This is a genomic window from Streptomyces sp. 796.1 (assembly GCF_047525675.1).
In the GTDB taxonomy this organism is placed as follows: domain Bacteria; phylum Actinomycetota; class Actinomycetes; order Streptomycetales; family Streptomycetaceae; genus Streptomyces.
Genome location: NZ_JBLIWA010000023.1, coordinates 93,006 through 114,094 on the forward strand (window position 1 = coordinate 93,006; position 21,089 = coordinate 114,094).

Consider the following 21,089-nt stretch of genomic DNA (forward strand, 5'->3'; position numbering starts at 1 on the left):
GTCGCAGCCGGTCAAGGCGCCCAGGCGAGAAGTCACCCCGTACACGTCCTGGCGTACGGCCGGCCCGGGATGAACTGGCGCCACTCCTCCCGTGTCAGGTCCCGGTCCAGCGTCCGGCAGAGTCGAGCAACCGTGCGGGCCGGATCGGTGTCCCACAGTCGGGCGGTACGGTCCTCACCCGCAGTGGCCAACGTGTGTCCATCGGGGCTGAAGGCCACGGCGCGAACCTGCCCCGTATGGCCGGTGAGGGTAGCGAGACGGGTGTGGCTGGCGAGGTCCCACAGGACGACCGAGGTATCCGCGTTCACGGTGGCCAGAGTGTGCCCGTCAGGGCTGAAGGCGACGGAGTAGGCGGCGCCCGCGCTGCTGGCGAGGGTGGCGCGGCGAGTGTGTCGGGCGGCGTCCCAGAGCACCACGGTCTGATCGATGCCAGCGGTGGCCAGTGTGCGGCCGTCCGGGCTGAAGGCCACCGCGCGGACCTGCCCCGCGTGCCCGCTGAGGGTGGCGGTGCGCGCCCAGCGGTTCGTGTCCCACAGGGTGACTCGACCGTCGTAGTTGGCGGTGGCCAGGGTGTGACCGTCCGGGCTGAAGGCGACGGCGTTGACGCCGGTTCCGGCCGCGCCGGTGTCGGCGGTCAGCCGGGCCAGGCGGGTGTGTCGGACGGCGTCCCAGACGATGACCGTCTTGTCGGCGCTCGCGGTGGCCAGGGTGCGCCCGTCGGGACTGAAGGCCACGTCGGTCAGGTACGCGGCGTGGCCGGTGAGTCGGAGGGGACGGCCGCTGCGGGTGGGGTCGACCAGGAGGAGCGCCTGGTCCCGGGGCCGGGGCGGCCGGGTGAGGCCGCCGGCGTTGTCCGCGGCGACGCCCGTGACCATGGCCAGCACCCGGCCGTCGGGACGGTAGGCCACGGCCCGTACCGGACCCACGTCCGCGGCGAACTGCCGGTAGGGCGAACGGTGGGTCAGGTTCCACAACAGGGTGGTGCGGTCGTGGCTGGCCGTGGCGAGGGTGCGGCCGTCGGGGCTGAAAGCGACCTCGTTCACCCGGTCCGTGTGCTCGGTGAGCGGGCCCCGGGTGGGGTCCCACAACGAGATCGTGCCGCTCTCACCCGCTGCCGCCAACTGATGGCCCCCTGGATGAAAGGCGATGCTGTAGACGTTGGTGCCGTGGCCGGTGAACGTGGCCCGCAGGGTGTGCCGAGCGGTGTCCCACAGCCGGATCGTACGGTCCTGACCGCTGCTGGCCAGGGTGCGACCGTCGGGACTGAACGCCACGGCCTTGGCCTCCGCGCTGTGGCCGGCCAGCACGGCCACGCGTGTGCCGTGCACGGCGTCCCAGAGCCGGACCGAGTGGTCCTGGCTTGCGGTGGCCAGCCGCTTCCCGTCGGGGCTGAAGGCGAGTGAGTCGACCGAGCCGGTGTGGCCGGTCAATCGGGCGAGCGGTTGGCCGTCCGTCGTGCGCCACAGCCGTGCCGTGCCGTCCGCACCGGCGGTGGCGAGGGTACGACCGTTCGGACTGAAAGCGACCGACCACACCCGGGCCCCGTGCCCGGTCAGCGTCAGCCGGCGGTGCCCGCTGTCGATGTCCCACAGCGCGATGGCACCGCTGTCGCCGGCGGCTGCCAGGGTGCGGCCGTCGGGGCTGAACGCGACGCTCTTGATCGAGTCACCGGACGCCCCCTTGGCTGACTCGCTGGTTGAACCGTTTACCGGGGCACGGGGGCTGACCAGAGTGTCTGTGGGGGAGCGTCGCGCCACGTCCCACAGCAGGACCTTCCCGTCGTCGCCACCGGTGGCCAGTCGGCGCCCGTCCGGGCTCACTGCGACCGCCCGCAACCAGGTGGCGTGCGCGCCCAGCGTCGCAAGCCGGGCCCGGCGCAGGGCGTCCCACACGGTGACCTTCCCGTCCCGACCGACGCTGAACAGCGTCCCGTCGGGCCCGTACGTCAGCTCCGACACGGCATCCGTGTGCCCGCTGAGCTCGGCCTGGTAGTGCCCGCGTGCAGACATGCTGAGCAGGGCGCCGCGAGCCTCCTGGGTGTGTGCGGTGCGGTACGCCTCGACGCTCAGCAGCATCGCGGTGCCCGGCCGGGAGTCGGCCAGGCTCAACGACTGGGCGGCCAGTTGCCGGGAGAGCGCGGCCTCGCGGGCCCGTACGGCGCTGTGCCGCTGATAGACCGCCAACGTGCCGACCGCCGTGACCACGACGAGCAGCGCGGCCAGCCCCAACGCGAGGTACCGCAACTGACGCGTGCGCCGCGTGGCCACGGCCCGCTCCCGGTCCGCCGCGGTGACGCTCGCGTCGAGGAAGGCGAGTTCCAAGGGGGTGAGGGCCGCACGGTGGTCTCCCCTCGCAACCCACTCGCGGCCCACCTCCAACCGGGCGCCCCGGTACAGCGTGCCGGGGTCCCGCTCCCACTCGTCCCACGCCGTGGCCGCCTCGGTCAGCCGTCGATGGGTGAGCAGCCCCTCACGGTCCTCCTCGATCCACCCCTGCAACCGCGGCCAAGCGGTGATCAGCGCCTCGTGGGAGAGCTCGACGTGCTCGTGATCGAGGGTGACCAGCCGAGCCCTGGCGAGGTGTTCGATGACCAGCTCGACCCCCTCCGTACCGGCCGATGTCCCTTCCCCCGCGCCGCCGATGCCCGCCAACTCGGCCCGGGAAGCCGGACGCCGGGTGTCCTGCGCGCCCTCACCCGGAGTGATCAACCGCAACAGCACCCGGCGTGCCAGAACCAACTGCTCCGCGGAGAGTTGCGCACACACCTCTTCCGCCGTCGCCGCGATCGCCCCGTGCACACCGCCCGCGGCCTCGTACGCCGCTGTCGTGAGGGTGCGACCGCGCCGCCTGCGCCACGTTTCCAGCAGTACGTGCGACAACAGGGGCAGCCCACCGACCTCGCTGCGCACCTCCTCCACCAACCTGGCGGTCAGGGCCCGTTCGACGCTCAGGCCCTGCGTCTGCGCGGGGCCGACGATCGCCTGTCGCAGCTCGTCCGAGGTCATCGGGCTGACCAGGAGCGTCGCAGTGCGCAGCGCGTCGGCGAGCGGCCGGTGCTCCGCGCATCGGCCGTAGAAGTCGGCGCGTACCGCGATGACCAGGCGCATCCGGCTCCCCGGCCGCCGCACGGCCGCGAGGAGACCGTCCAGGAACGTGGTGCGCTCGGCCTGGTCCTGGCAGAGCGTGAAGATCTCCTCGAACTGGTCGATGAGGACGACGGTTTCGCCGGTGCCGGCATCGGGACTGGCACCGGTCACCGTGTGTGCCGTGGAGGCTGCATCGGTGCGCGTGGTGGCCGGACGCCCGGCCCTCGTACCCGTGGTGGCGGTGCCGGTGACCTGAGTGGTGTCGCTGTCCCGCCCCAGGTCCTTGCCTGCGTGCCCGCCTTCGACTGCGGTTCCGCTCCCGCTCGTGGCCCCGAGTTCGCCGTGCCGGGGTGCCAGCGCCGTGAGCAGGCGCCCGGGGTGGGGGCCTGGGGTGTGGATCTGGATGCGGGCCAGCCGCCCGGTCGTCGCGGGGTCATCGCGGTCGACCTGCTGGAGCCGCGGGACCAGCCCCGCGCGCAGCAGGGAGGACTTGCCGCTGCCGGACGCGCCGACGAGTGCCGTCAGGCGGTTGGTGCGCACCAGGGTAACGATGTCGCCGATCAACTGGTCCCGACCGAAGAACCGATCGCGGTCCTCCGGCTCGAACCGGGCCAGCCCCGGATAGGGCGAGGGGGAATCATCCAGGGTCGAGGGGAGATCCGCTTCGGCGGCCTCGCGCCAGCGCCGCCGCCACTCCTCCGCTTCCCCACCGCAGGCTGCGACGTAGGCCAGCGTGACCTCCAGGGTGGGCAGTCGCTCACCGCCCGCGGCACGGGAGAGCACGGCGACCGAGTAGCCGGCCCGCCGCGCCAGTTCGCGGTAGGTCGGGCCGCCGGCTTCGACTCGTAACTGCCTTAGCCCGTGGGCGAATTGCTGTACCGGACCGGCATGAGGATCCACCGGCTTCTCGCGACGTCCTGCCACAGATCCCTCTTTCGCGGTCACTGTCAAAGGAGTTCCTGAGCCCGTACGAGCGTGGAACCTACCGAGTGACATGGGGCGTGACCAGCGGCGGATTCGGCCAGCCGTGGGGGCGATCATCGGATGGGGCTGGCCTCTGCCCATTGTTGCGAGTGCCTGACCCCCCTGCGCAACATTCCGCGACCCTTGAAGACTCGACGTCGCAAGCAGCACTCCTCGGTGCGGCGCGAACTGCGCGGCACTGCGGGGGAACTCTCCATGCTCCATCGCAGAAATCGGCACAGCAATCGCACGAAGGAGAAGCAGGAGTGTTATCGCGTATGAAGGCGTCGTCGCCCTCGACCGGGTCGACCGACTCCGCAAACGGAACCGACAACCGCAACATTCGCCTGCGTGCCACCGTATTCGTGGCCGCCGCCGCGCTCGGCGCGGGCCTTGCCGTCGGGGCCCCAGCCGAGGCGGCCTCCCCGGCACCCAAGTCCGCGATCAGCGCGACGTCGGTCGCGATCGGTTCGAGCACGACGGCCGACCAAGCGGCGTCCTCGGTGTCCGCGCAGGCCAAGTGGGTCACGCTCTACCACAAGTCGAAGAAGAGCAAGAGCTGGAACACCGGAGCGGTCAAGTCCAGGTCCAAGGTCTTCCAGATCGTCATCCGGTCGTGGAACGGCGGGGACGGTACGAAGTTCCGGGTGCGCTGGCAGCAGCGGTCCGGCAAGAAGTGGAAGACCCTGTTCACCACGAAGTGGCGACCCTCTGACGGGAACGTGAACCGCTTCCGCAGCGACAAGGCGAAGAAGGGTGCCACTTACCGCGCCCAGATCCAGCTCTCCGGCCAGGAGCACACTAGCGAGATCTGGTTGCAGAACTACGCCTAGTCGTCTGAGTCGGGAATTCTGTTCAGATGTATGAGCTTGGTCTGTGGCACGTACCGGCGGCCGAAGGCTGAGTGATCCTGTCGGATGAGGAGCGGGCCGCGCTCGAAGGGTGGGCGCGGCGCCGTTCCACGCCGCAGGCGTGGGCTCTGAGGTGTCGGATCATCCTGGCCTGCGCTGAAGGTGCTCGGAACAAGGACGTTGCGGCCCGGCTCGACTCGGCCGCGCCCGCGGTGGGCCGCTGGCGGGCCAGGTTTGTCGAGCACCGGATCGCCGGCTTGGGCGACATGCCCCGCCCGAATGCTCCCTGACCGGTCACTGACGAGCAGGTCGCCACGCTGGTGAAGCGGAACGGATCTTGCGGGACAAGCAGTCCTTGTCGCCGGCCACCCGCAGCGGTCGGGTGTGCGGCCGGCCCGGCCCGCATCGCTTGTCAGGGGAGGCAGCCCATGTGAGGCCCACCTGTATCCACCGGATGTTGGTCGGGGCGCAGGAGCGCTGACAGCTGATCAGGCTCTTCCCCCAGGGCACAGGCGCCTGGCGCGACTGGAGCCGCCTGCGGGAAGAAGACTGCGGGCAGGAAGAAGCGGATCAGTTCCAACCGCTCCCTCAGGGCATTCATGGGGATTGGTCTGCATCAACAGGCCTTGGCAGCCTGGGGCGGAGGCCGCCTCCACGAGTGTGGTGCCTGGGCGACGAAGGCTCCTTGTTGGCGCGGGCCTGTCCTCGACCGGAAGTACCGGGTGCGGCGGCAGGGCCGGTGACCGGCTTGACCCGGTCGGGCACAAGTGCAGGCTGTACAAGTTAACCGGGGTACAGGGAGCTGGCTGAAACGGTTCGCCAGATGATGTGTCTGATGACGCCATGTCAGCGGTGTGTGCTCTCATAGCCCTGTGCGGCTGCCGTCTATGCCAATAGGGGGCCACTCCGTGGAGCGACACGTCGCCTGCCGCCCTCGGGCCCCACATTCGTGGGCAGAGAGCTCCATGCATATGGCCCGCGGCTTGCCCTCAAATCTGCTGCTAGTCCGGCCAGGCCACCCGCAGTGCGTCGCCCAGTGGACAGGTGCGGCCCCTGGGATGCTCGTTGCTCCACCCAGCGAGCTCGTCGCACGGCATGTCCCACTGAGAGGATTCCGTAACGATGCGACACCCCTCGCTCACCACACGGTACAGACGCGCGGTCGTCACAGCGGTAGCCACCCTAGCCTTAGGCGCCACCACCATAGGTGTGGCGCCACCTTCACAGGCGTCGGAATCGTCGCCGCGCCAGGAAACCAGGCTCAATCCGCCCGGCCCGGCCACAACCCCTCTTCCCGTTGAGACACAGTCCATCGCGGTGACCTCCGGGGAAAACTGCATGCCGATACCTAAGGGCTCGAAAGCACGTCAGACAGGCGCTGTCGACACATGCGTGCGAACGAGCCCTGCTTCATCGATGCACAACGGCAAGCAAGAGTCGACAGAGCAGCAAGGCCCTCCTCGAACTGCGGACACGAGCAGCTGCACCGTAAATAGCCCAAATGAATATACGTATACGCGCTTCGGGTACTGCGTCGCCAAGGTAAACGTCGTCTACTTCCTCCGCGATAACAACGGCAAGGAAGTCGGACGTGGAACCTTGGAGGTCTCCACCAGCGCTACGCTGCCGAAGGAGGGTACGGGCTGGGATGAGCAGGTCACTGTGAAGATGACCGAAGCAAAAGATGCTGTCACTACCCTTAACGCGAGCTTTCGCGCTCACTGCACGACCGGCTGTACGGTAACAAAGGATGCGCCCTACTACGGTAACAATTTCACCGTAAATAAGTCCAAGAGCGGGTTCGTCTCCTACTCCTCAACCCCTGCTCGGGGCGCCAAGGTGGAGTTCACCACCTCGTACAGGATGTATGTGACGATCCCGGAAATCCAGATCACTGACCCGAACGCCTCATGGGACAACCCTCGCGTGCTCCGGTGCGACGACGCCGCAGGGGATGCCACCCGCCCAGAGGGTTCCTCGTCAGGCTGCGTTGTACCAACGGTAATGCCCGTCGTGCCGATGAACGCAGCGGCGTCGGATCCTGGTGGTCTCGTCGCCGCCTACGGGTGGGCGCAGAGGACTTTCAACGGCGCCTGGGGCAAGAGCGGCACTCCTTTGACTCGTTCGACGAGCGGTGTGGCCGCACGCACTGCCAGCACGTGCGGGGGCTTCCTGGCTCAGACGGATCTAGTGGACACTGACAGTTGCGGCGACTTCCCGTTCGGCGATGCCAAGGAGGGCGGGACCGCCGGAGCTCAGTGCGCCCAGGTGATCCCCAACCTCGGCAAGGGGGGATGGGACGCCTACGTCTTGAACGATGCCCATGTCTCGGACCTCGCCGCCTCGCCCTGCGTGCAGGTCCACGTCACGCCCGATGAGAAGCAGTTTGCCGACGTGCAACTCGCTGGTGGATTCGAGGCGCAGCGGGTGATCGACGGTGATGAGTTTGAGCTGAAGGTCTCGGCGCCGAGCACTGACTTGCAGATCAGCTGTCGGAATGACCCCAAGCCCCCGGATGATGCGATTCTCACCAGTAACGGCTGGTTCTGGAACACAACTGACCCAGTTGCCCTCATCAACAAGACCAAACCGTCGAGTGGGCCCGGAGAACGGCCTGCCCAGGCGCTGGCCTGTATAGGTCGGAACGTCGAGCAGGGGACTGACACCAGCGATCCCATTACAGGTTGGGAAGACGCGCAGGATTTTAAGATAAGGAATAATGTCACTTATGGGCTGGACCGCTGTCATCTCATCGCCCGCAAACTTGGTGGGCAAGGTACGAGTGAACGCACACGGAAAAATCTCGTTCCCTGCTGGCATAGTGGATTGAACACAGGTACGCCCAGTATGCGGACGTTCGAGAAGATGGCCCAGGATCGGATGCAGGGGTCCGAATCCGCTTTTGGAGCGAACGACGCGATCTTCTACCGGGTGTCGCCCGTCTACAAGAACATGGACAGCACCATCCCAGTGGGTGTCACGATGAGCGCAACAATTCAACGTGCGAACGGGACGACAGAAGAACTGTTTCCCAACGTCTACGTCACCAACACCCTGCAAAACACCGGGACGCTCAACCTCGGTAACTGAATCACAGGCCTAGGGCCTGTCCGGCGGATCACGGTCGGAGCCGTAGGTGGATCGCTGCGACCGTGAGGGTGCCGTGGAAGACGTAGGCCCTTTTGTCGTAGCGGGTGGCGATGGCGCGGGAGTTCTTGAGCCGGTTGATCGTGCGCTCGACCTCGTTGCGACGCTTGTAGATCTCACTGTCGAAGCCGGTGGGCCGGCCGCCCTTGCTGCTGCGCCGTTTGCGGTTGGCCCGCTGGTCCTTCTGTTTCGGGATGGTGTGCTTGATCTGGCGTCTTCGCAGGTAACGGCGGTTGCGGCGTGAGCTGTATGTCTTGTCGCCACCGACGCGATCCGGCCGGGTGCGTGGATGACCGCCCTGTGGGCGGGGCACCCGACTGCGTTCAAGGACCTCGATCATCTGCGGGGCGTCGCCCCACTGCCCGGGCGTGATCAGGAAGGCCATCGGCCTGCATCCACCTTCACCCGCGAGATGGATCTTGCAGGTCAGGCTGCCCCGGGATCGTCCGAGTCCTTCGTCGGGGCGGTGGTGCCGGGGCGTTGTCCTTTTTTCGGGACGCGTGGCTTCTTCTTGCGGGCCCCTGCCGCGTGCTGATGGGCCCGGCAGGACGTCGAGTCGACACTGACCATGCTCCAGTCGATCCGCCCTGCGAGGTCGGCGTCGGCGGACGGCACGCAGGATCCGGTCCCACGTGCCGTCCGCTGACCAGCGCCGGTGCCGTTCATAGACGGTCTTCCAGCTGCCGAAACGCTCGGGAAGATCCCGCCACGGTATGCCCGTCCGGACCCGGAACAAGATCCCGTTGATCACCCTGTGGTGATCGCTCCATCGACCACCACGTCGCCCCAACGCCGGCAAGTGCGGTTCCAACCGGACCCACTCGGCATTCGTCAGATCACCCCGCCCCATGCCGGGAACAACGAGACAGCAATCCGACAGTCACATGATCCGCCGGACAGTCCCTAGCGGGGGCCGCTGATTTGGTGGATGTCATCCCAGACGGGCTAGCTTTTTGGTGACCGAGGAACCGATCCCCCCGCCCACCTTTATCACTTTGTCGATGGCTTTGCCGGGTGAGACCTTGGGTGCTACGGCGCTCAGGCCCCCCGTGGCGAGTTTCAAGGCGAGCCGCGAGGCGCTGGATACGAACTCGTCACTGGTGAACCCGTACTCGAAGCCTGTGAGGATGGTGCTAAGCCCCCCGGTCGCTATCGAAAAGCCGTACAGGAACTGCGAGACCGACTGCAGGGGACGGAATGCGGGGATCAGGGAGGCCAGTCGGAGGGCGATCGATACCTTGGCCGCACTGTCGCTGATGGCGTATAAGATGTCGGCCCATCGGCCGGCGGTTCCCTGCCCCGGCTCCTGTCCGCCAGGGCTGGTGCCGGTGCCGGGGGGTGGGTTGACCTGATCGTTCCCCGGGGTCTCGGCAGGAACTTGCTGCTTCTCCCGGTTTTCCCTGGCCTCCGCCTCTGCCTTCCGCGCGGCTTCGGCGATCTCGGCCTGCCGCTTGGTCACGGCGATGTGGCGGGCTTCGGTGGCCGCCGCGGCTGCCTGTGCCGCGTCCTGGCCGGCGGCTATCGCGGACTGCCGGGCGTTCGTGGCGGCTGCCCGTGCACTGTTGGACGAGGCCACGGCCTGTTGGGAAGCGTCGATGGCCCTGTTCGCCGCGTAGTTCGCGCTGCGCACAGCACTGTGTGCGGTGCGTGCTGCGGCCTTGGCGGTGTCCGCTGCGGCTCGGGCGTCGGCGGCGGACTTGTCGGCCGTGTCGGCGTGCTCGCGCGCCTCCTTGGCGAATCCGGCCGCCTTGTCCGCGGATGCCTGCGCCTTGCCGGCCCATTCGGCTGCCTCGGCGGCGGCCTGCCGTGCCTGCGCCGCGGCTTGCGACGCACGGGCCGCGTCTCGCTGTGCTTCCTGGGCGATCTTCGCTGCTCCGGCGATCGCGGCGCGGATGGCGGCGATGTGGGTGGCGGAGTCGTAGTCGAGTTGCGCGGTCTCGTACTGCACGACCTCGATGAACCGTCGCCGCATCCATGTGGGACCTTCCATCGCCACCTGTGCGTGCGCCTTGGTGTAGGGGGCGGCGGTAGCGATGATGCGTCCGGTGGCGACCGCGTCGTCCTCGCGGACCGCTTCGGCCAGGTCGCGGTCGAAGAAGTCCTGGAGGGCCTTGGCCGTGTTGGCGTTGAGGGCGTTGTTCGCCGCCGTCTTCACGGCCGTGCCGGGTTTGGTGGCCAGGATACGGAAGATGTTGATGCGGTTGTCGGTCTCTTTTGCCCCGATCACCCCCGAGGTGATGAAGTCTCCGACCGCGCGGGAGTCGTTGCTTTCCAGCGCCTTGCGCGCGGCTTCCGCGACGTCGGGGTCGCCCACCTGGGCGATGTAGAGGGCGGTTTCCCGGTCGTCCTGGCCTTGGGCGATGGCCCGGTCCAGGTCGATCCAGGAGAGAACGTCGTTCTCGCCTGCGGCCAAGGCGAACTGCGCGGCCTCCCGGGTCCAGGTGCCCGGCGCGTTCAGTAGTCCGGCCGCGGCTTTGCGCCCCAGTTGCACCGCCGTCGTCAGGTCATCGTCGTTCAGCGCCTGCTCGGCTTTGGCGATCGTCTCTTTGAGGGCCTTGTCGATCAGGTCGGCCTGTATGTGTTTGTCCCGGTAGGCTTCCTGTTCCTCCGCCTCGATGCGCGCGAGCTCCCGGGCTTCCTCCAAGCCTTGCTTCTTGTCCGCCTCCAGGCTGGCCAGTTCCGCCTCGCGGGCGGCCTGCTCCACCGCGATCGCCTTCTCGACCGTCGCGGTGGCGATGTCCGCGGCCTTCACCGCCTCGGCCGCGTGGGCGGTGGACCTGTTCGCGTAGTCGAGGGCCTCGCCCGCGTGCCGCACTGCCTCCTCGGCCGCGCCTGCCGCCTTTTCCGCGTGGTCGGCCGCCGAGTTGGCGGCGTCGCGCGAGGCGCGCGCCGCGGTCGCAGCGGTGTTGGCCAAGGCTTGGGCGGTAGAGGCGGCGTTGGTGGCCTGGTTCGCCGCGGTCGCCGCGATCTCCGCCTGGTGTCGTGCCTCGGCCGCGTCCTTCTGCGCCTTGCCGGCGGCCACCGCGGCCTGGGCCGAGGCGTGCGCCGCTGCGGAGGCGTTGCGGGCGGCGGAGGCGGCGCTGAGGCCGGCCTCGGCCGCCTGGGAGGAGGCAACCGCCGCGTGGTCGGCCGCCGTTGCCGCCGACCGCGCCTGGGCCGCCGCGTTGCGTGCCTCGATCGCGGCGTTCTTTGCCGCGTTGGTGTGTGCGGCGTCCTTGGACGCGGCGATCGCGGCGTTGTACGCGCGGGAAGCGGCGGCCCCGGCCGTCGCGGCGGCCTGGGAGGCGGCGGTGGCCGCCCAGGAGGCCCGGCGCGAGGCGGCCACGGCGGCGTGGGACGCCTGGATGGCGGTTCGAGCGGCGTTCGCAGCGCCCTCGGCTGCCTCGGTTGCTTTGCGCGCCGCCGCACCGGACCGCTTAACGTCCTCCTTGGCCTGCTCGGCTTCGGCCGCCGCCTTCTCAGCCGCGGCTTTCGCTTTCTCGGCCGAACTCTTCGCGCGCTCGGACGCCTCGACGGCGAGGTCGGTCTGGTTGCGTGCGCGCTGCCCCTCCCGCTCGACCACCGCGACGAGTTCTTCGATCGTGGAGGCTTCCTGGTCGCGGGCTCGGGCGAGGTGCTGGCCTGTGTCGAGGTACCACTGCACGTCCTCGGCCGTGCCACTGAGGGCCCGGTCAGCGTACTTACGGACCTCCGGGCCCGCGGTGCGCATGGACTTGAGGATCTCGACTCTGGCGTCCTCCGCGCGCGCGTCGTACTGACCGGACGTCAGGAAGTCCTCCAGGGCCTTGCGGGTGTTGGTGTCCAGGGCTGCCGAGCCCTCGCGTTTGACCGCAAGGCCCGCGTTCTTCATCACGGTGAGCGTGGTGACGCGCAGGTCCTCGAGGATGGCCGAGCGGAAGCCGTCTTTGACGAATGCCGCTATCGCGTCGTCGCCTTGACTGAGGGCCAGGCCGGCCTCGCGGCGCGTGCCCGTGCCGCCGTGGGCCAGGTAGGTCAGGACCGCGACGCGGCTGTCCTCCACGGTTAGTCGCGGCAACTGCTCGGTGAGAAAAGCGGAGACGGCGGCGTCGTCACCGGTGAGCGCGTCGGTGGCGGCTTGCTTGACCGCCCGCCCACCGAGCGCCCATGCCTTGACCACCTTCGCGCGCTCGGTGTCCGGAAGCGCGAATGGATCGACCGGCTGGCCCTCGGGGCCAGCGGCCCGGGCTGGGAGAGAGAAGACCCAGGGGGAGGAACTTGCGGCCGTGACGGCGGCCAGAGCACCGACGAGGCGACGCCGGCTCCAAAAGGTTGTCTGCATGCGAATACCGTTCACGTCGGGCCTGCCGATGAGCAGACCGGTGGTTGGCCGTTACGGCGGGAAGCCCACACGTGCCGTCCGCGCGGTGTCGACACCATGTGGTGCACGGTGAGGGGGGTGGTTTTCCCGCCCCGAGCTTCCTGGAGGAAGACGCATAGGCTTCATGCGAGAAACGGGGAGTGCTCTATTCCGAGATGGCCCCGGGCGGGGCGATGTGAGACGGAATTCTCACACACGTGCACACGCCATCGGAAGAGTCAGCTCCCGCCATTAAACAGGCCTGGCAATTCCGTTTACATTCACAAATTCTTCATGTTTCGGCGCGACGTTTGAGTGCATCGGAAGCTCGCGTATGCGACATACTTGCATCAAAGGTCTTGCGGTATGACTGGAATGCGGAGAAATGAGAAAGATGGTCATCTCGTGAAAGCTTAGGGGGCTATACGGAACCGTCACAGTTGCGGATGGCGATAGTCGGGAGAAGTCAAGGTCACCTCTGTGTGCTTTTCGGCTCAGAATGGCTGATAACTGTATCGAGGTGGAAACGAAGTGACTGAAGGATGAGGCCACTCGCCGTGTGCCCTTGAGGCCGTAACCGCCGGGAGTGCCGGGGCGTGCCCTGCAGTCGGTGGTCGGAAGGCAACTACCGAAAGGTTCGCAATGCGTCTGTCACGATGGATCTTCTCCGGCTCGATCGCATGCGTAGCGGTTCTCGGCGTGAGCGCGGGAATGGTGGGAATGAGTAGCGCGGCTCCCGGGGACGAGCCCGCTCAACCCCCCTTGGCCGTAGAGGACTTCAGTTACCCGAACGCAGACAAGATCTTCACCGAAGAGGGCATCCGCCTGAAAAGTGGCGATGGCCACATCACGCTGGCCAAGTGCGACAGCGAGTCCGGACTGCTCGAAGTCTGGACACGGAGCCGCCCGCGCGACAGGTACTGCTTCAAGGTGACCGGGGACAGGGGGTACCTGAGCCTGGATCTCCCTGCCGTATTCGGCGTCAAGGGAAACAGCTACGACACCGAGGTGAACATGACCGTAGCTGGAACAACGAGGTCCTTCGACATCGAGAAGAACATATGGACTCCGGTCGGGGAGACGAACGACGACCAGGGACGCCCGCACACCCTGGTGGAAATCATCAGCGTGAAGTAGCTGCCACCGAACGCGTACCGGGCTGCCCGCCCGCTCAGCGATCCATTCGTCGTGCGGCCTCGGCGCTCAAGCCACCGTGCGCTCACCGCCCCGCTACAGCCCGCTTCCGTCAGGCGCGCTCTCACAGCAGCGCCAAGCTGCGGCGGTGACACCCCTCGCTCCTGCCGGCGTCGGGCACCTGGCGACCACTCGACACGCATTCTCAGCATCAGCCCTCCACCGGCCACACCTTGCGTCTCGTCGGCGCGGATGTAGGCATCGATGATCAGCCGCCTATGCCACCCCTCGGCGAGAGAAGCCCCAGACCAAGCTCCGCTGCACTTCGCCACATCGACGCGTTGCTCGTGTACAGGGCACGCTCACTGCCTTCTTCTGAACCCATCTCGCGGAAGGAAAAGCATGCTCGCACCACGTTCACGCTCGGCGCGTACCACGGGTGTCCTGGTCTCCGTCGCCGCCGTTTCAACCGGCATGATCGGGTCTGCTCCGGCCCGGGCGGTGACCGGCCCCGACGCAACTGCCGGGGCGTACGCCTCCGTGGCAAGACTGAATATCGGTGACCGACCCAGCCCGCGTGCCTGCAGCGCGGTTCTCGTAGACGAGCGGTGGCTGGCCACGGCTGCCAGTTGCTTCGCCACCGCACCCGGCGAGCAGGTCCCCGCGGGCAAACCGGCGGTGAAGAGCACCGCCACTCTCAGCGACGGACGCACCATCGAAGTCGTCGAACTCCTGCCCCGTACCGACCGGGACCTGACCCTCGCCCGGCTCGCCGCTCCAGCCACAGGTATCGCGAGCGTCAAGCGCGCCACCACGGTCAGCGACGTCGGCACCGACCTCACGGCAGCCGGGTTCGGGCGCACCCGGACCGAATGGGTCCCGAGTAAGCCGCACACGGGTACGTTCTCCCTCGACGCAACCGACGCCACCACGCTGGCCATCACCGGCAAGGGCACCGACACCCTCTGCAAGGGTGACACCGGCGGGCCGCTGGTGAACGCCGCCGGTGAGCTCGTCGCAATCAACAGCCGTTCCTGGCAAGGCGGTTGCCTCGGCACGCCCGCCACTGAGACCCGCACCGGCGCCGTTTCCGTACGGATCGACGACCTCGATGACTGGATACAGCAGGCCCGCGCCTTGATCCCCGGCTGGAAGGCCGAAACACTCATCCAAGCAGGAAGCACGCTCTACCAGGGAATACGGCTCGCGGACGGTTCCTGGACCGGATTCTCCGATGTTCAGGCGAAGCTGGGAGACATCGGCGGCGTACGCACCGCCGCTGCCGCCGGCATCGACGGTGACACGCATGTGTTGATACTCGGGGGCGACGGCCGTATCCGTCACGCTCGACGCGCCGCGGACGGCAGGTGGAGCGGTTACGGGGATGTAGGAGCTGTCGCCGGAGTCCTCCGCAACGTCACGCAGATATCCGCTGTGTCCATCGGCAGTGACCTGCACGTAGTCGTGGTCGCGGACGGCAGGCTCTTCCACACGGTACGAGACGCCAACGGCCGTTGGGCGGGATTCGGCGACGTCACTTCGGTCGTCGGCCCCCTAGGGACCGTCACCTCTGTCGCCACCGCCAGTGCCGGAGGCCGTATGCACATCGCAGCCGTCAGCGGGGGCAAGGCCTTCCACACCTCTCGCGGCAGAGACGGGACCTGGGCCGGCTGGGGCGATATCGCGCAGGCCGCGGGCCCGATCAGCTCCCTCACGTCCGTGACGATGGCCGGCGTCGGGGACGACGTTCACCTCGTCGTCGCCACGGACCAGGGAGCTCGCCAGCACCACGCGATCCGCTTTGCAAACGGAACCTGGCAGCCCTTCCGGGAGCTGTCTGGGCTGCTTGGCAACGTCAAGACCACGTCACTCGGCGCAGCCGCTGTCGCCGGAGAGCTCCAGGTCGCTGCCCTTACCTCCGACAACCGTCTCCTGCACACCGTTCGTCACACCGACGGCAACTGGGACCCGACCCTCCCGGTCGTTACGCGGGGCATCACTGGCACCTTCGGCTCCCTCGCGATCACCGGCACCCTTTGAAGTCCCTGCCTCCCACATCGCGCCATTGTCACGGGCAGCCGGCGTGAGTCATCACAGCCCGCTCAGCCACCCCGTCATTTACTCTCGTGCTCCACCTCTGGAAGGTGAGAAAACGGCATGTACGGCACGAAGCATGTGGCCTGGGCCGCAGTGAGTGGGACTCTCCTGGTGACCCCTCTCACGCTGTTCGGTTGGCGGGCACGGCGCGAGGGGCTGTCGGCCATCCGGCGTCGGGGGACGCTCCAACTCACACTGCGCGACTGACGATCGGCGACTGGCGGCAACAGCGAGCCTGTAGCGCGACACTGGTGGATGAACTAAGGCTAGCCAGCGCTGCTAGTTACTTCACCACCAATGATGGCGGCCAGGCGTCGGCCGGGAAACCAGCTACCAAAGTCACCACCACTCTCAGTACTGGACAGGTAGTCACGGACGTTGAACTCGTACCTCGCTCTGACCGTGACTTGGTCCTCGCGCGATTGGCCGCCCCCGCCTCCGACATCAAAGGCATCAAACGCGCTACCGCAACCGCCTCTGCAGGAACCGAGCTCAGCACCGCCGGGTTCGGACGCACCAAGACCGCATGGCTCCCGAACGCCCTCCACACCGGTGCGCTCACCGTCAACTCTACCGACGCCACCACACTCACCATCTCAGGCAAGGGCACCGACTCTCTCTGCAAAGGCGACACCGGCGGCCCTCTCCTCAACGCGGGCGGTGAGCTCACCGGCATCAATATTCGCTCCTGGCAAGGCGGCTGCTTGAGCACACCCACCACCGGAACCCGCACCGACGCCGTCTCGGCCCGGATCGACGACATTAGCGATTGGGTTGAAAGAATAATTCTCCGTTCTGTCGCACGGCGGGATCTCAACGGGGATGGCCGCGCGGACGCTGTGATGGTTTACCGGCACGCGAACACCTCGATTGGCTAAGCCCCTGCGGATGACGTGGTGGCGAATGCCTCTGCCGTGGGGCATCGATGCAGGTGGGCGTAGCTGTAAATTCTTGTCGCCGTGGAGCTTGGCTGGTCGGTGGCAGGAGCGGATCACCCCACATCCGCGCCCCACTCCCTTCGACTTCTCAGCCGTACTCCACCAACACGGCCGGTAGGGCGAGCCCTTGGTGAACAGCCCGATCGCTCGTGCTCCCGTCGTGCACGAGGCGGTCGAAGAGGACACAGACGCGCGAAGCGGAGGGGCTCGGCTATGAAGCCGCTTCAGGGGAGCGGGGATCGCCTGACCTTCCAGGGCGTCGGCGAAGGTTAGCTGACGCTACGTCAGGAAAGTCAGCATTGGGTCAGCATTCGGTCTGTCAGACATGCCCACACCGGCCTGAATCCTGGATCGCGCGATGCTCTGACCGGAGTGCGTGACGCCCTGGTCGGTTGGCGCCGGGCCCAGGCGGTGTCGAGTTGGCCTGGGCCCCGGCCTCGGTAGAGCTCAGGCATCGCCTCACGGCGTGGAGAGCGAAAGCGCCAGGTCAGCGCACCCGCCCCCGCGCCTTCAACGGCACCGGCGGCAGCTCAGGAGCCGGTAGGGGGGATCCTTCGTACGAGCTGACCTCGCCGAAGCGGGTGCCCGTCATCCACTCTTCGCGGGCTTCGGCGATCTCCTCGTGCGTGCGGCCGATGAAGTTCCACCACATGACGATCCGCTCGTCGAAGGGTTCGCCGCCGAGGAGGAGGAAGGAGCTGTCCACGTCGGCGCGGAGGGGGAGTTCGTGGCGACCGCAGCCGAGGTAGAGGAGGGAGCCGGGGGGTAGGCGTACGCCGTCCACCTCGGCCTCGCCCGACATCGTGAGGGCCGCGTACTCGAAGTCGGGCTCCAGGGGGAGGCGGGTGTCGGTGCCGGCGGCCAGGGTGAGGTCCGCGCCCATCAGGGGGGTGAAGGTGGTACCGGGGGAGCGGGCGCCGTCCAGTTCGCCGAGGATGACCGTGGCACTGACCCCGCCCCCGCCGCTGACCTGAGGCAACTCCGCGTAGTGCTCCCAGGCGGGGGCGGTGTGTCGATGCGCGTCGGGGAGGGCCACCCACAGTTGGGCGCCGTGCAGCAGCTTCGCGTGTTCGCGCGGAGACTGTTCGGCGTGGGCGATGGCGCGGCCCGAGGTCATCAGGCCGAGCTGGCCGGGGCGGAGGACCTGTTCGCTGCCCAGGCTGTCGCGGTGCAGCACCTCCCCGTCGTGCAGCCAGCTCACCGTCTGGAGCCCGATGTGCGGATGCGGGGGCACCTGCATGCCGGGTTCGCGCTCGATGTCGTCGGGGCCGTAGTGGTCGACGAAGCACCATGCGCCCACCATGCGCCGCCCCATGCTGGGCAGCAGTCGGCGCACCTCGGTGCTCGCGCCGAGCATGACGGGCTTGGCCGGCAGTAGCTCTCGGACGGGTTGTGCGGTGACGTCGGCGCGCCCGCCGCAGACGCTCGGCGCGGGCCGCAGATCCAAGTTGCTCATGGGAGCACTCTGCCACGTCCCACCCATGGGACGGGGGCGGCGTTTGGTGGGTGTGGTGCGGGGGGCCACACGACCCGTGGGGCGGGGAGTGAACAGGACGGGAGCGTACGGAGTGGCTGGTCGTGGCGGTGGCGGTGGGTTAGGGAGTGTCGGGGGCGTGCGGGTGGTGGTCACCGTCGGGTGGCTGTCGCCGGTGTGGGGGCTCGGGTGCCGAAGTGGCGGCCGGGGCGTTCGTGTCGTACGGGGTGGGGACGGTGGGGCAGAGGAGGACGGCGACGGCGGTCAGGGCCACGCCGAGCAGCCACCCGGCGAGCACGTCGGTCGCCCAGTGCACGCCCAGGTACAGCCGGGTGAAGCCCACGCCGACCACGGAGACGGTGGCCAGCGCCGCCGCAAGACCTCGCCACGGTCGGCGCACCCGGTGTGCCGCGAGCAGCCAGAGCAGCAGGCCGCAGGTGAGGGTCGCGGTGAGGGCGTGCCCCGAGGGGAAGGCGGCGTAGTGGGCGGAGTCCACCGGGTCGGGCCACTGCGGTCGGTCCCGGCCCACCGCCGCCTTGAGGCCCTGTTGGACCACCGTTCCCGCGGCCGTGGCCACCGCCAGCCACAGCGCGATCGGCCAGCGCCCGCGCCACACGTACCAGCCGGCCACCACCGCGAGCAGCGCGCGCATCGTCCACGGGTCCCAGACCCAGTCGGAGAGGATGCGTTGGGTCCGGGTCGAGCCGGAGTGGTTGACGGCGGAGCGGTGCAGCCCGTCCGCGATGTCGTGATCCAGGGACATCAGCGGCCCCCACCCGGCGGCGACCAGCGGGAGCAGTACGGCGAACAGCGCCGCACACCCCGCCCCGGCCAGCAGCCAGGGGCGCCGCCCCGGCCTGGCGTGGGTGTTCGGGCGAGCGGCGGCGTGGGTGGGGGGCGGGGGTTCCATGGGGTGAATGATCGTGGACGCTCAGGGGTTCGGGGCAAGGGCCCGTACGCGTGGTGCGCGGACCGTGCGCACGCCTTGGGGAGCCGACGGCGCACCCATGCCACCCGGTCGGTGCCGCGCTGGCGCACGCCGCGGCGCCGCGGCCGTGGGAACGCGGACCGAGACCGGTCGGGACGTGGGCCGGGACGGGTCGGGACACGGATTGGCGCCGGTCGGGACGTGGGCCGGGGCCGGCCGGTCGGAACGCGGACGGGCCGGGGCAGTCGTCGGTGGGGACTCGGACCAGGGCCGCTCGGCCGGAATGCGGATCGTGGTCGGCCGGCCGAAGCAGGGGCCCGGGCCAGGGCCAGCAGCTCGGACTGCGAATCGGCGTCGGCCGGCAGAGGAGCTCGTGCCGGGGCAGGCCGGACGGGAGCCTGACCGCGGTCAGCTCAGGGCGCGCAACGCCGGTACGAAGGTGACCAGCACCGGAACCACCGGCACCAGCGCCGCCGCCGCGGTCAACCGCCAGCGGCGCGCCGTCGTGAAGCGGGGCCGCGGGGTCAGCAGCCGGTCCACCCGGCGCGGCACCTCGGCGATGCTCGGGCAAGGCCCGAAGACGCCGCGCTCCTCGTTGAGTTCGACCAGCGCGAGCGCGATGGCCAGCCGCCCGAAGCGGCGCGACGCGACGTCGTCGGCGGCGAGTTCCACGAGCCTGTGCACCTGGTCCCGGAACGCGGCGAACACCGGGACCTGCGGAAACCCGCTCGCCAACGCCGCCGACGCGTTGAGCAGCCAGTGGTGCCTGGCCTGCGCGTGGCCCTGTTCGTGGGCGAGCACGGCGTCGAGTTGGCGGCCGTTCAACCGGCGCAGCGCGGCCGTGGTGATGACGAGCTGTGGCGCCGCTCCCGGCAGCCACCAGGCGTCCGGCCGGTCGCCTTCGAGCACCACCAGCCGGTCTCCGCTGGGCTCTTCGCCGGGCAGTTGCGGGGCGCGTACGAGAAGTTCCCGGCGGCGTTGCTTGCGCTGGGCGCGGGACCCGCGCACCTCGCGGGTGAGCATGACGACGGTCCAGACCGCGCCCAGCGCCAGCGCGACGGCCATGGGCGCGGCCCAGGTGCCGTACGCGGTGAGCGCGTACGCCTCCACGACGCCGTTCGGCGCAGGCGCGAACATGTTGCCCCGCACGGCCTCCCAGGCCGCCGCCGCGCTCAGGGCCATCGCCATGGCGCAGCACATGATGACGCCGACCACCACGCACTGCCACACCCACAGGGCGAGCACCGGTTCGCGGTCGGGCCAGTCGGAGCGGGTCAGCATCCGCGGTGCCAATGCCGCGGCCAATGTGCCAAGGACCAGCAGCACGAGCGGGACCATCATGCTCCTCAGCCTATGAGGGGCGCGCTGGCGCAGGTACGGTCCTGGCGCCGAAGTGACGTACGACACGTGACGGCGAGCTTGCGGAGTCGAGGACTCCGGGGAAGGGCTATTTGTCGACTGCATGACAGGGCGGGGCCGGTCTGCTGCGCCCGGCCGTGGGCGGCCACGCCGACGCCGGGCGGGAGGGGGGCACGGTGGTGCGGTGGCAACGCTGCGCAATGGCTCGCACCGGGGCTAGGGAGGTGAGCAGCACGGCTGAACTCGCTTGCCATCACGGCCACTTGACCGTCATCGCGCACTCGGGGCGGGCGGTGCCGGCGGCGGCAGTCGGAGGCCGGGAGCAGGGGAAGGGCCGGCGGGCGAACTGGGTGAATCGGCTCGTGCCGGGAGGAGGCGGCGGGCCGGCGCGGTGGGTGTGCTGCCGGGGCCGGCGTCAGTCGGCGGGCGGCGCCGGAGGCCGTATCGTCACGCGGCCCGTGGTGAAGTCGATCGGCCCGCGGGCGGGATCGGCGTCGTCGGTGTCGTCCACGCACAGCTCAAGTCGCTCCCGCTCGTCCTGGGTGTGTTTACGGCCAGGGGCGAAGAGCTCTTCGACCAGGTTGAACACCACGACCTCCGAGTGCGGAGCCGGGGCTGAGCGGCCGACCCTGATGCCGGCTGCGGTAGCCCATACGAGTGAGGGTACTCGCGGTGTCCGCGCCGGCGCGGGCCCGGCGGGTGGGGTCCGCGGCGGCTGCGCCGTACCGGCGGCGTACGGGTGCCCGGGGCCGGTGAGTCGGGCCCGGGGGGGGGGGGGGGGGGGGGGGGGGGGG

General features: G+C 68.9%; 13 protein-coding genes. 6 read left to right on the forward strand and 7 right to left on the reverse strand.

The window, feature by feature from the left end; all coding sequences use genetic code 11:
- Positions 1 to 32: 32 nt before the first annotated feature.
- Positions 33 to 4,010, reverse strand: coding sequence for a hypothetical protein (locus ACMA1D_RS17395; protein WP_414724897.1), 3,978 nt, complete (start codon positions 4,008 to 4,010; stop codon positions 33 to 35).
- Between the two features lie 317 nt (positions 4,011 to 4,327).
- Between ACMA1D_RS17395 and ACMA1D_RS17400 the strand changes: the two genes are divergently transcribed.
- The 3 genes from ACMA1D_RS17400 to ACMA1D_RS17410 all read left to right on the forward strand — a co-directional run bounded on the left by ACMA1D_RS17400 (position 4,328) and on the right by ACMA1D_RS17410 (position 7,990).
- Positions 4,328 to 4,882 (forward strand): hypothetical protein, encoded by a 555-nt coding sequence (locus tag ACMA1D_RS17400; protein WP_414724898.1) that lies wholly within the window; start codon positions 4,328 to 4,330, stop codon positions 4,880 to 4,882.
- A 71-nt stretch (positions 4,883 to 4,953) separates the two neighbouring features.
- Complete coding sequence (locus ACMA1D_RS17405) at positions 4,954 to 5,190, forward strand: helix-turn-helix domain-containing protein (protein ID WP_414724899.1); 237 nt, start codon at positions 4,954 to 4,956, stop codon at positions 5,188 to 5,190.
- A gap of 1,126 nt (positions 5,191 to 6,316) precedes the next feature.
- Complete coding sequence (locus tag ACMA1D_RS17410) at positions 6,317 to 7,990, forward strand: DNA/RNA non-specific endonuclease (protein WP_414724900.1); 1,674 nt, start codon at positions 6,317 to 6,319, stop codon at positions 7,988 to 7,990.
- Positions 7,991 to 8,018: 28 nt separating this feature from the next.
- On the opposite strand, the gene ACMA1D_RS17415 is transcribed toward ACMA1D_RS17410, so the two are convergent.
- Entirely contained in the window at positions 8,019 to 8,897 is an 879-nt protein-coding gene (locus ACMA1D_RS17415) for an IS5 family transposase (protein WP_414724901.1), read from the reverse strand.
- 81 nt (positions 8,898 to 8,978) lie between these two features.
- Positions 8,979 to 12,347 carry an ALF repeat-containing protein gene (locus tag ACMA1D_RS17420; RefSeq protein ID WP_414724902.1) on the reverse strand — a complete coding sequence of 1,123 codons (3,369 nt, stop codon included), beginning with the start codon at positions 12,345 to 12,347 and terminating at the stop codon, positions 8,979 to 8,981.
- A 660-nt stretch (positions 12,348 to 13,007) separates the two neighbouring features.
- Between ACMA1D_RS17420 and ACMA1D_RS17425 the strand changes: the two genes are divergently transcribed.
- The 3 genes from ACMA1D_RS17425 to ACMA1D_RS17435 all read left to right on the forward strand — a co-directional run bounded on the left by ACMA1D_RS17425 (position 13,008) and on the right by ACMA1D_RS17435 (position 16,474).
- Positions 13,008 to 13,502 carry a hypothetical protein gene (locus ACMA1D_RS17425; protein ID WP_414724903.1) on the forward strand — a complete coding sequence of 165 codons (495 nt, stop codon included), beginning with the start codon at positions 13,008 to 13,010 and terminating at the stop codon, positions 13,500 to 13,502.
- A 399-nt stretch (positions 13,503 to 13,901) separates the two neighbouring features.
- A complete protein-coding gene (locus ACMA1D_RS17430) occupies positions 13,902 to 15,539 on the forward strand; it encodes a trypsin-like serine protease (RefSeq protein ID WP_414724904.1) in 1,638 nt (545 codons plus the stop codon).
- A gap of 104 nt (positions 15,540 to 15,643) precedes the next feature.
- Positions 15,644 to 16,474 (forward strand): S1 family peptidase, encoded by an 831-nt coding sequence (locus ACMA1D_RS17435; RefSeq protein WP_414724950.1) that lies wholly within the window; start codon positions 15,644 to 15,646, stop codon positions 16,472 to 16,474.
- 547 nt (positions 16,475 to 17,021) lie between these two features.
- Here the strand turns inward: ACMA1D_RS17435 and ACMA1D_RS17440 are convergent.
- The 4 genes from ACMA1D_RS17440 to ACMA1D_RS17455 form a co-directional block, all read right to left on the reverse strand.
- A complete protein-coding gene (locus tag ACMA1D_RS17440) occupies positions 17,022 to 17,990 on the reverse strand; it encodes a pirin family protein (protein ID WP_414724905.1) in 969 nt (322 codons plus the stop codon).
- A gap of 139 nt (positions 17,991 to 18,129) precedes the next feature.
- On the reverse strand, positions 18,130 to 18,918 hold the full coding sequence (locus ACMA1D_RS17445) for a phosphatase PAP2 family protein (protein WP_414724906.1): 789 nt from the start codon (positions 18,916 to 18,918) through the stop codon (positions 18,130 to 18,132).
- Positions 18,919 to 19,344: 426 nt separating this feature from the next.
- Complete coding sequence (locus tag ACMA1D_RS17450; RefSeq protein ID WP_414724907.1) at positions 19,345 to 20,277, reverse strand: M56 family metallopeptidase; 933 nt, start codon at positions 20,275 to 20,277, stop codon at positions 19,345 to 19,347.
- A gap of 433 nt (positions 20,278 to 20,710) precedes the next feature.
- Positions 20,711 to 20,887 carry a DUF6191 domain-containing protein gene (locus ACMA1D_RS17455; RefSeq protein WP_414724908.1) on the reverse strand — a complete coding sequence of 59 codons (177 nt, stop codon included), beginning with the start codon at positions 20,885 to 20,887 and terminating at the stop codon, positions 20,711 to 20,713.
- Positions 20,888 to 21,089: the final 202 nt, after the last annotated feature.

Coding starts and splice junctions, on each gene's coding strand:
- ACMA1D_RS17400 (WP_414724898.1), top strand. CDS start 4,328: ATGAAGGCGTCGTCGCCCTCGACCGGGTCGACCGACTCCGCAAACGGA.
- ACMA1D_RS17410 (WP_414724900.1), top strand. CDS start 6,317: ATGCACAACGGCAAGCAAGAGTCGACAGAGCAGCAAGGCCCTCCTCGA.
- ACMA1D_RS17415 (WP_414724901.1), bottom strand. CDS start 8,897: ATGGGGCGGGGTGATCTGACGAATGCCGAGTGGGTCCGGTTGGAACCG.
- ACMA1D_RS17420 (WP_414724902.1), bottom strand. CDS start 12,347: ATGCAGACAACCTTTTGGAGCCGGCGTCGCCTCGTCGGTGCTCTGGCC.
- ACMA1D_RS17425 (WP_414724903.1), top strand. CDS start 13,008: ATGCGTCTGTCACGATGGATCTTCTCCGGCTCGATCGCATGCGTAGCG.
- ACMA1D_RS17430 (WP_414724904.1), top strand. CDS start 13,902: ATGCTCGCACCACGTTCACGCTCGGCGCGTACCACGGGTGTCCTGGTC.
- ACMA1D_RS17440 (WP_414724905.1), bottom strand. CDS start 17,990: ATGAGCAACTTGGATCTGCGGCCCGCGCCGAGCGTCTGCGGCGGGCGC.
- ACMA1D_RS17445 (WP_414724906.1), bottom strand. CDS start 18,918: ATGGAACCCCCGCCCCCCACCCACGCCGCCGCTCGCCCGAACACCCAC.
- ACMA1D_RS17450 (WP_414724907.1), bottom strand. CDS start 20,277: ATGATGGTCCCGCTCGTGCTGCTGGTCCTTGGCACATTGGCCGCGGCA.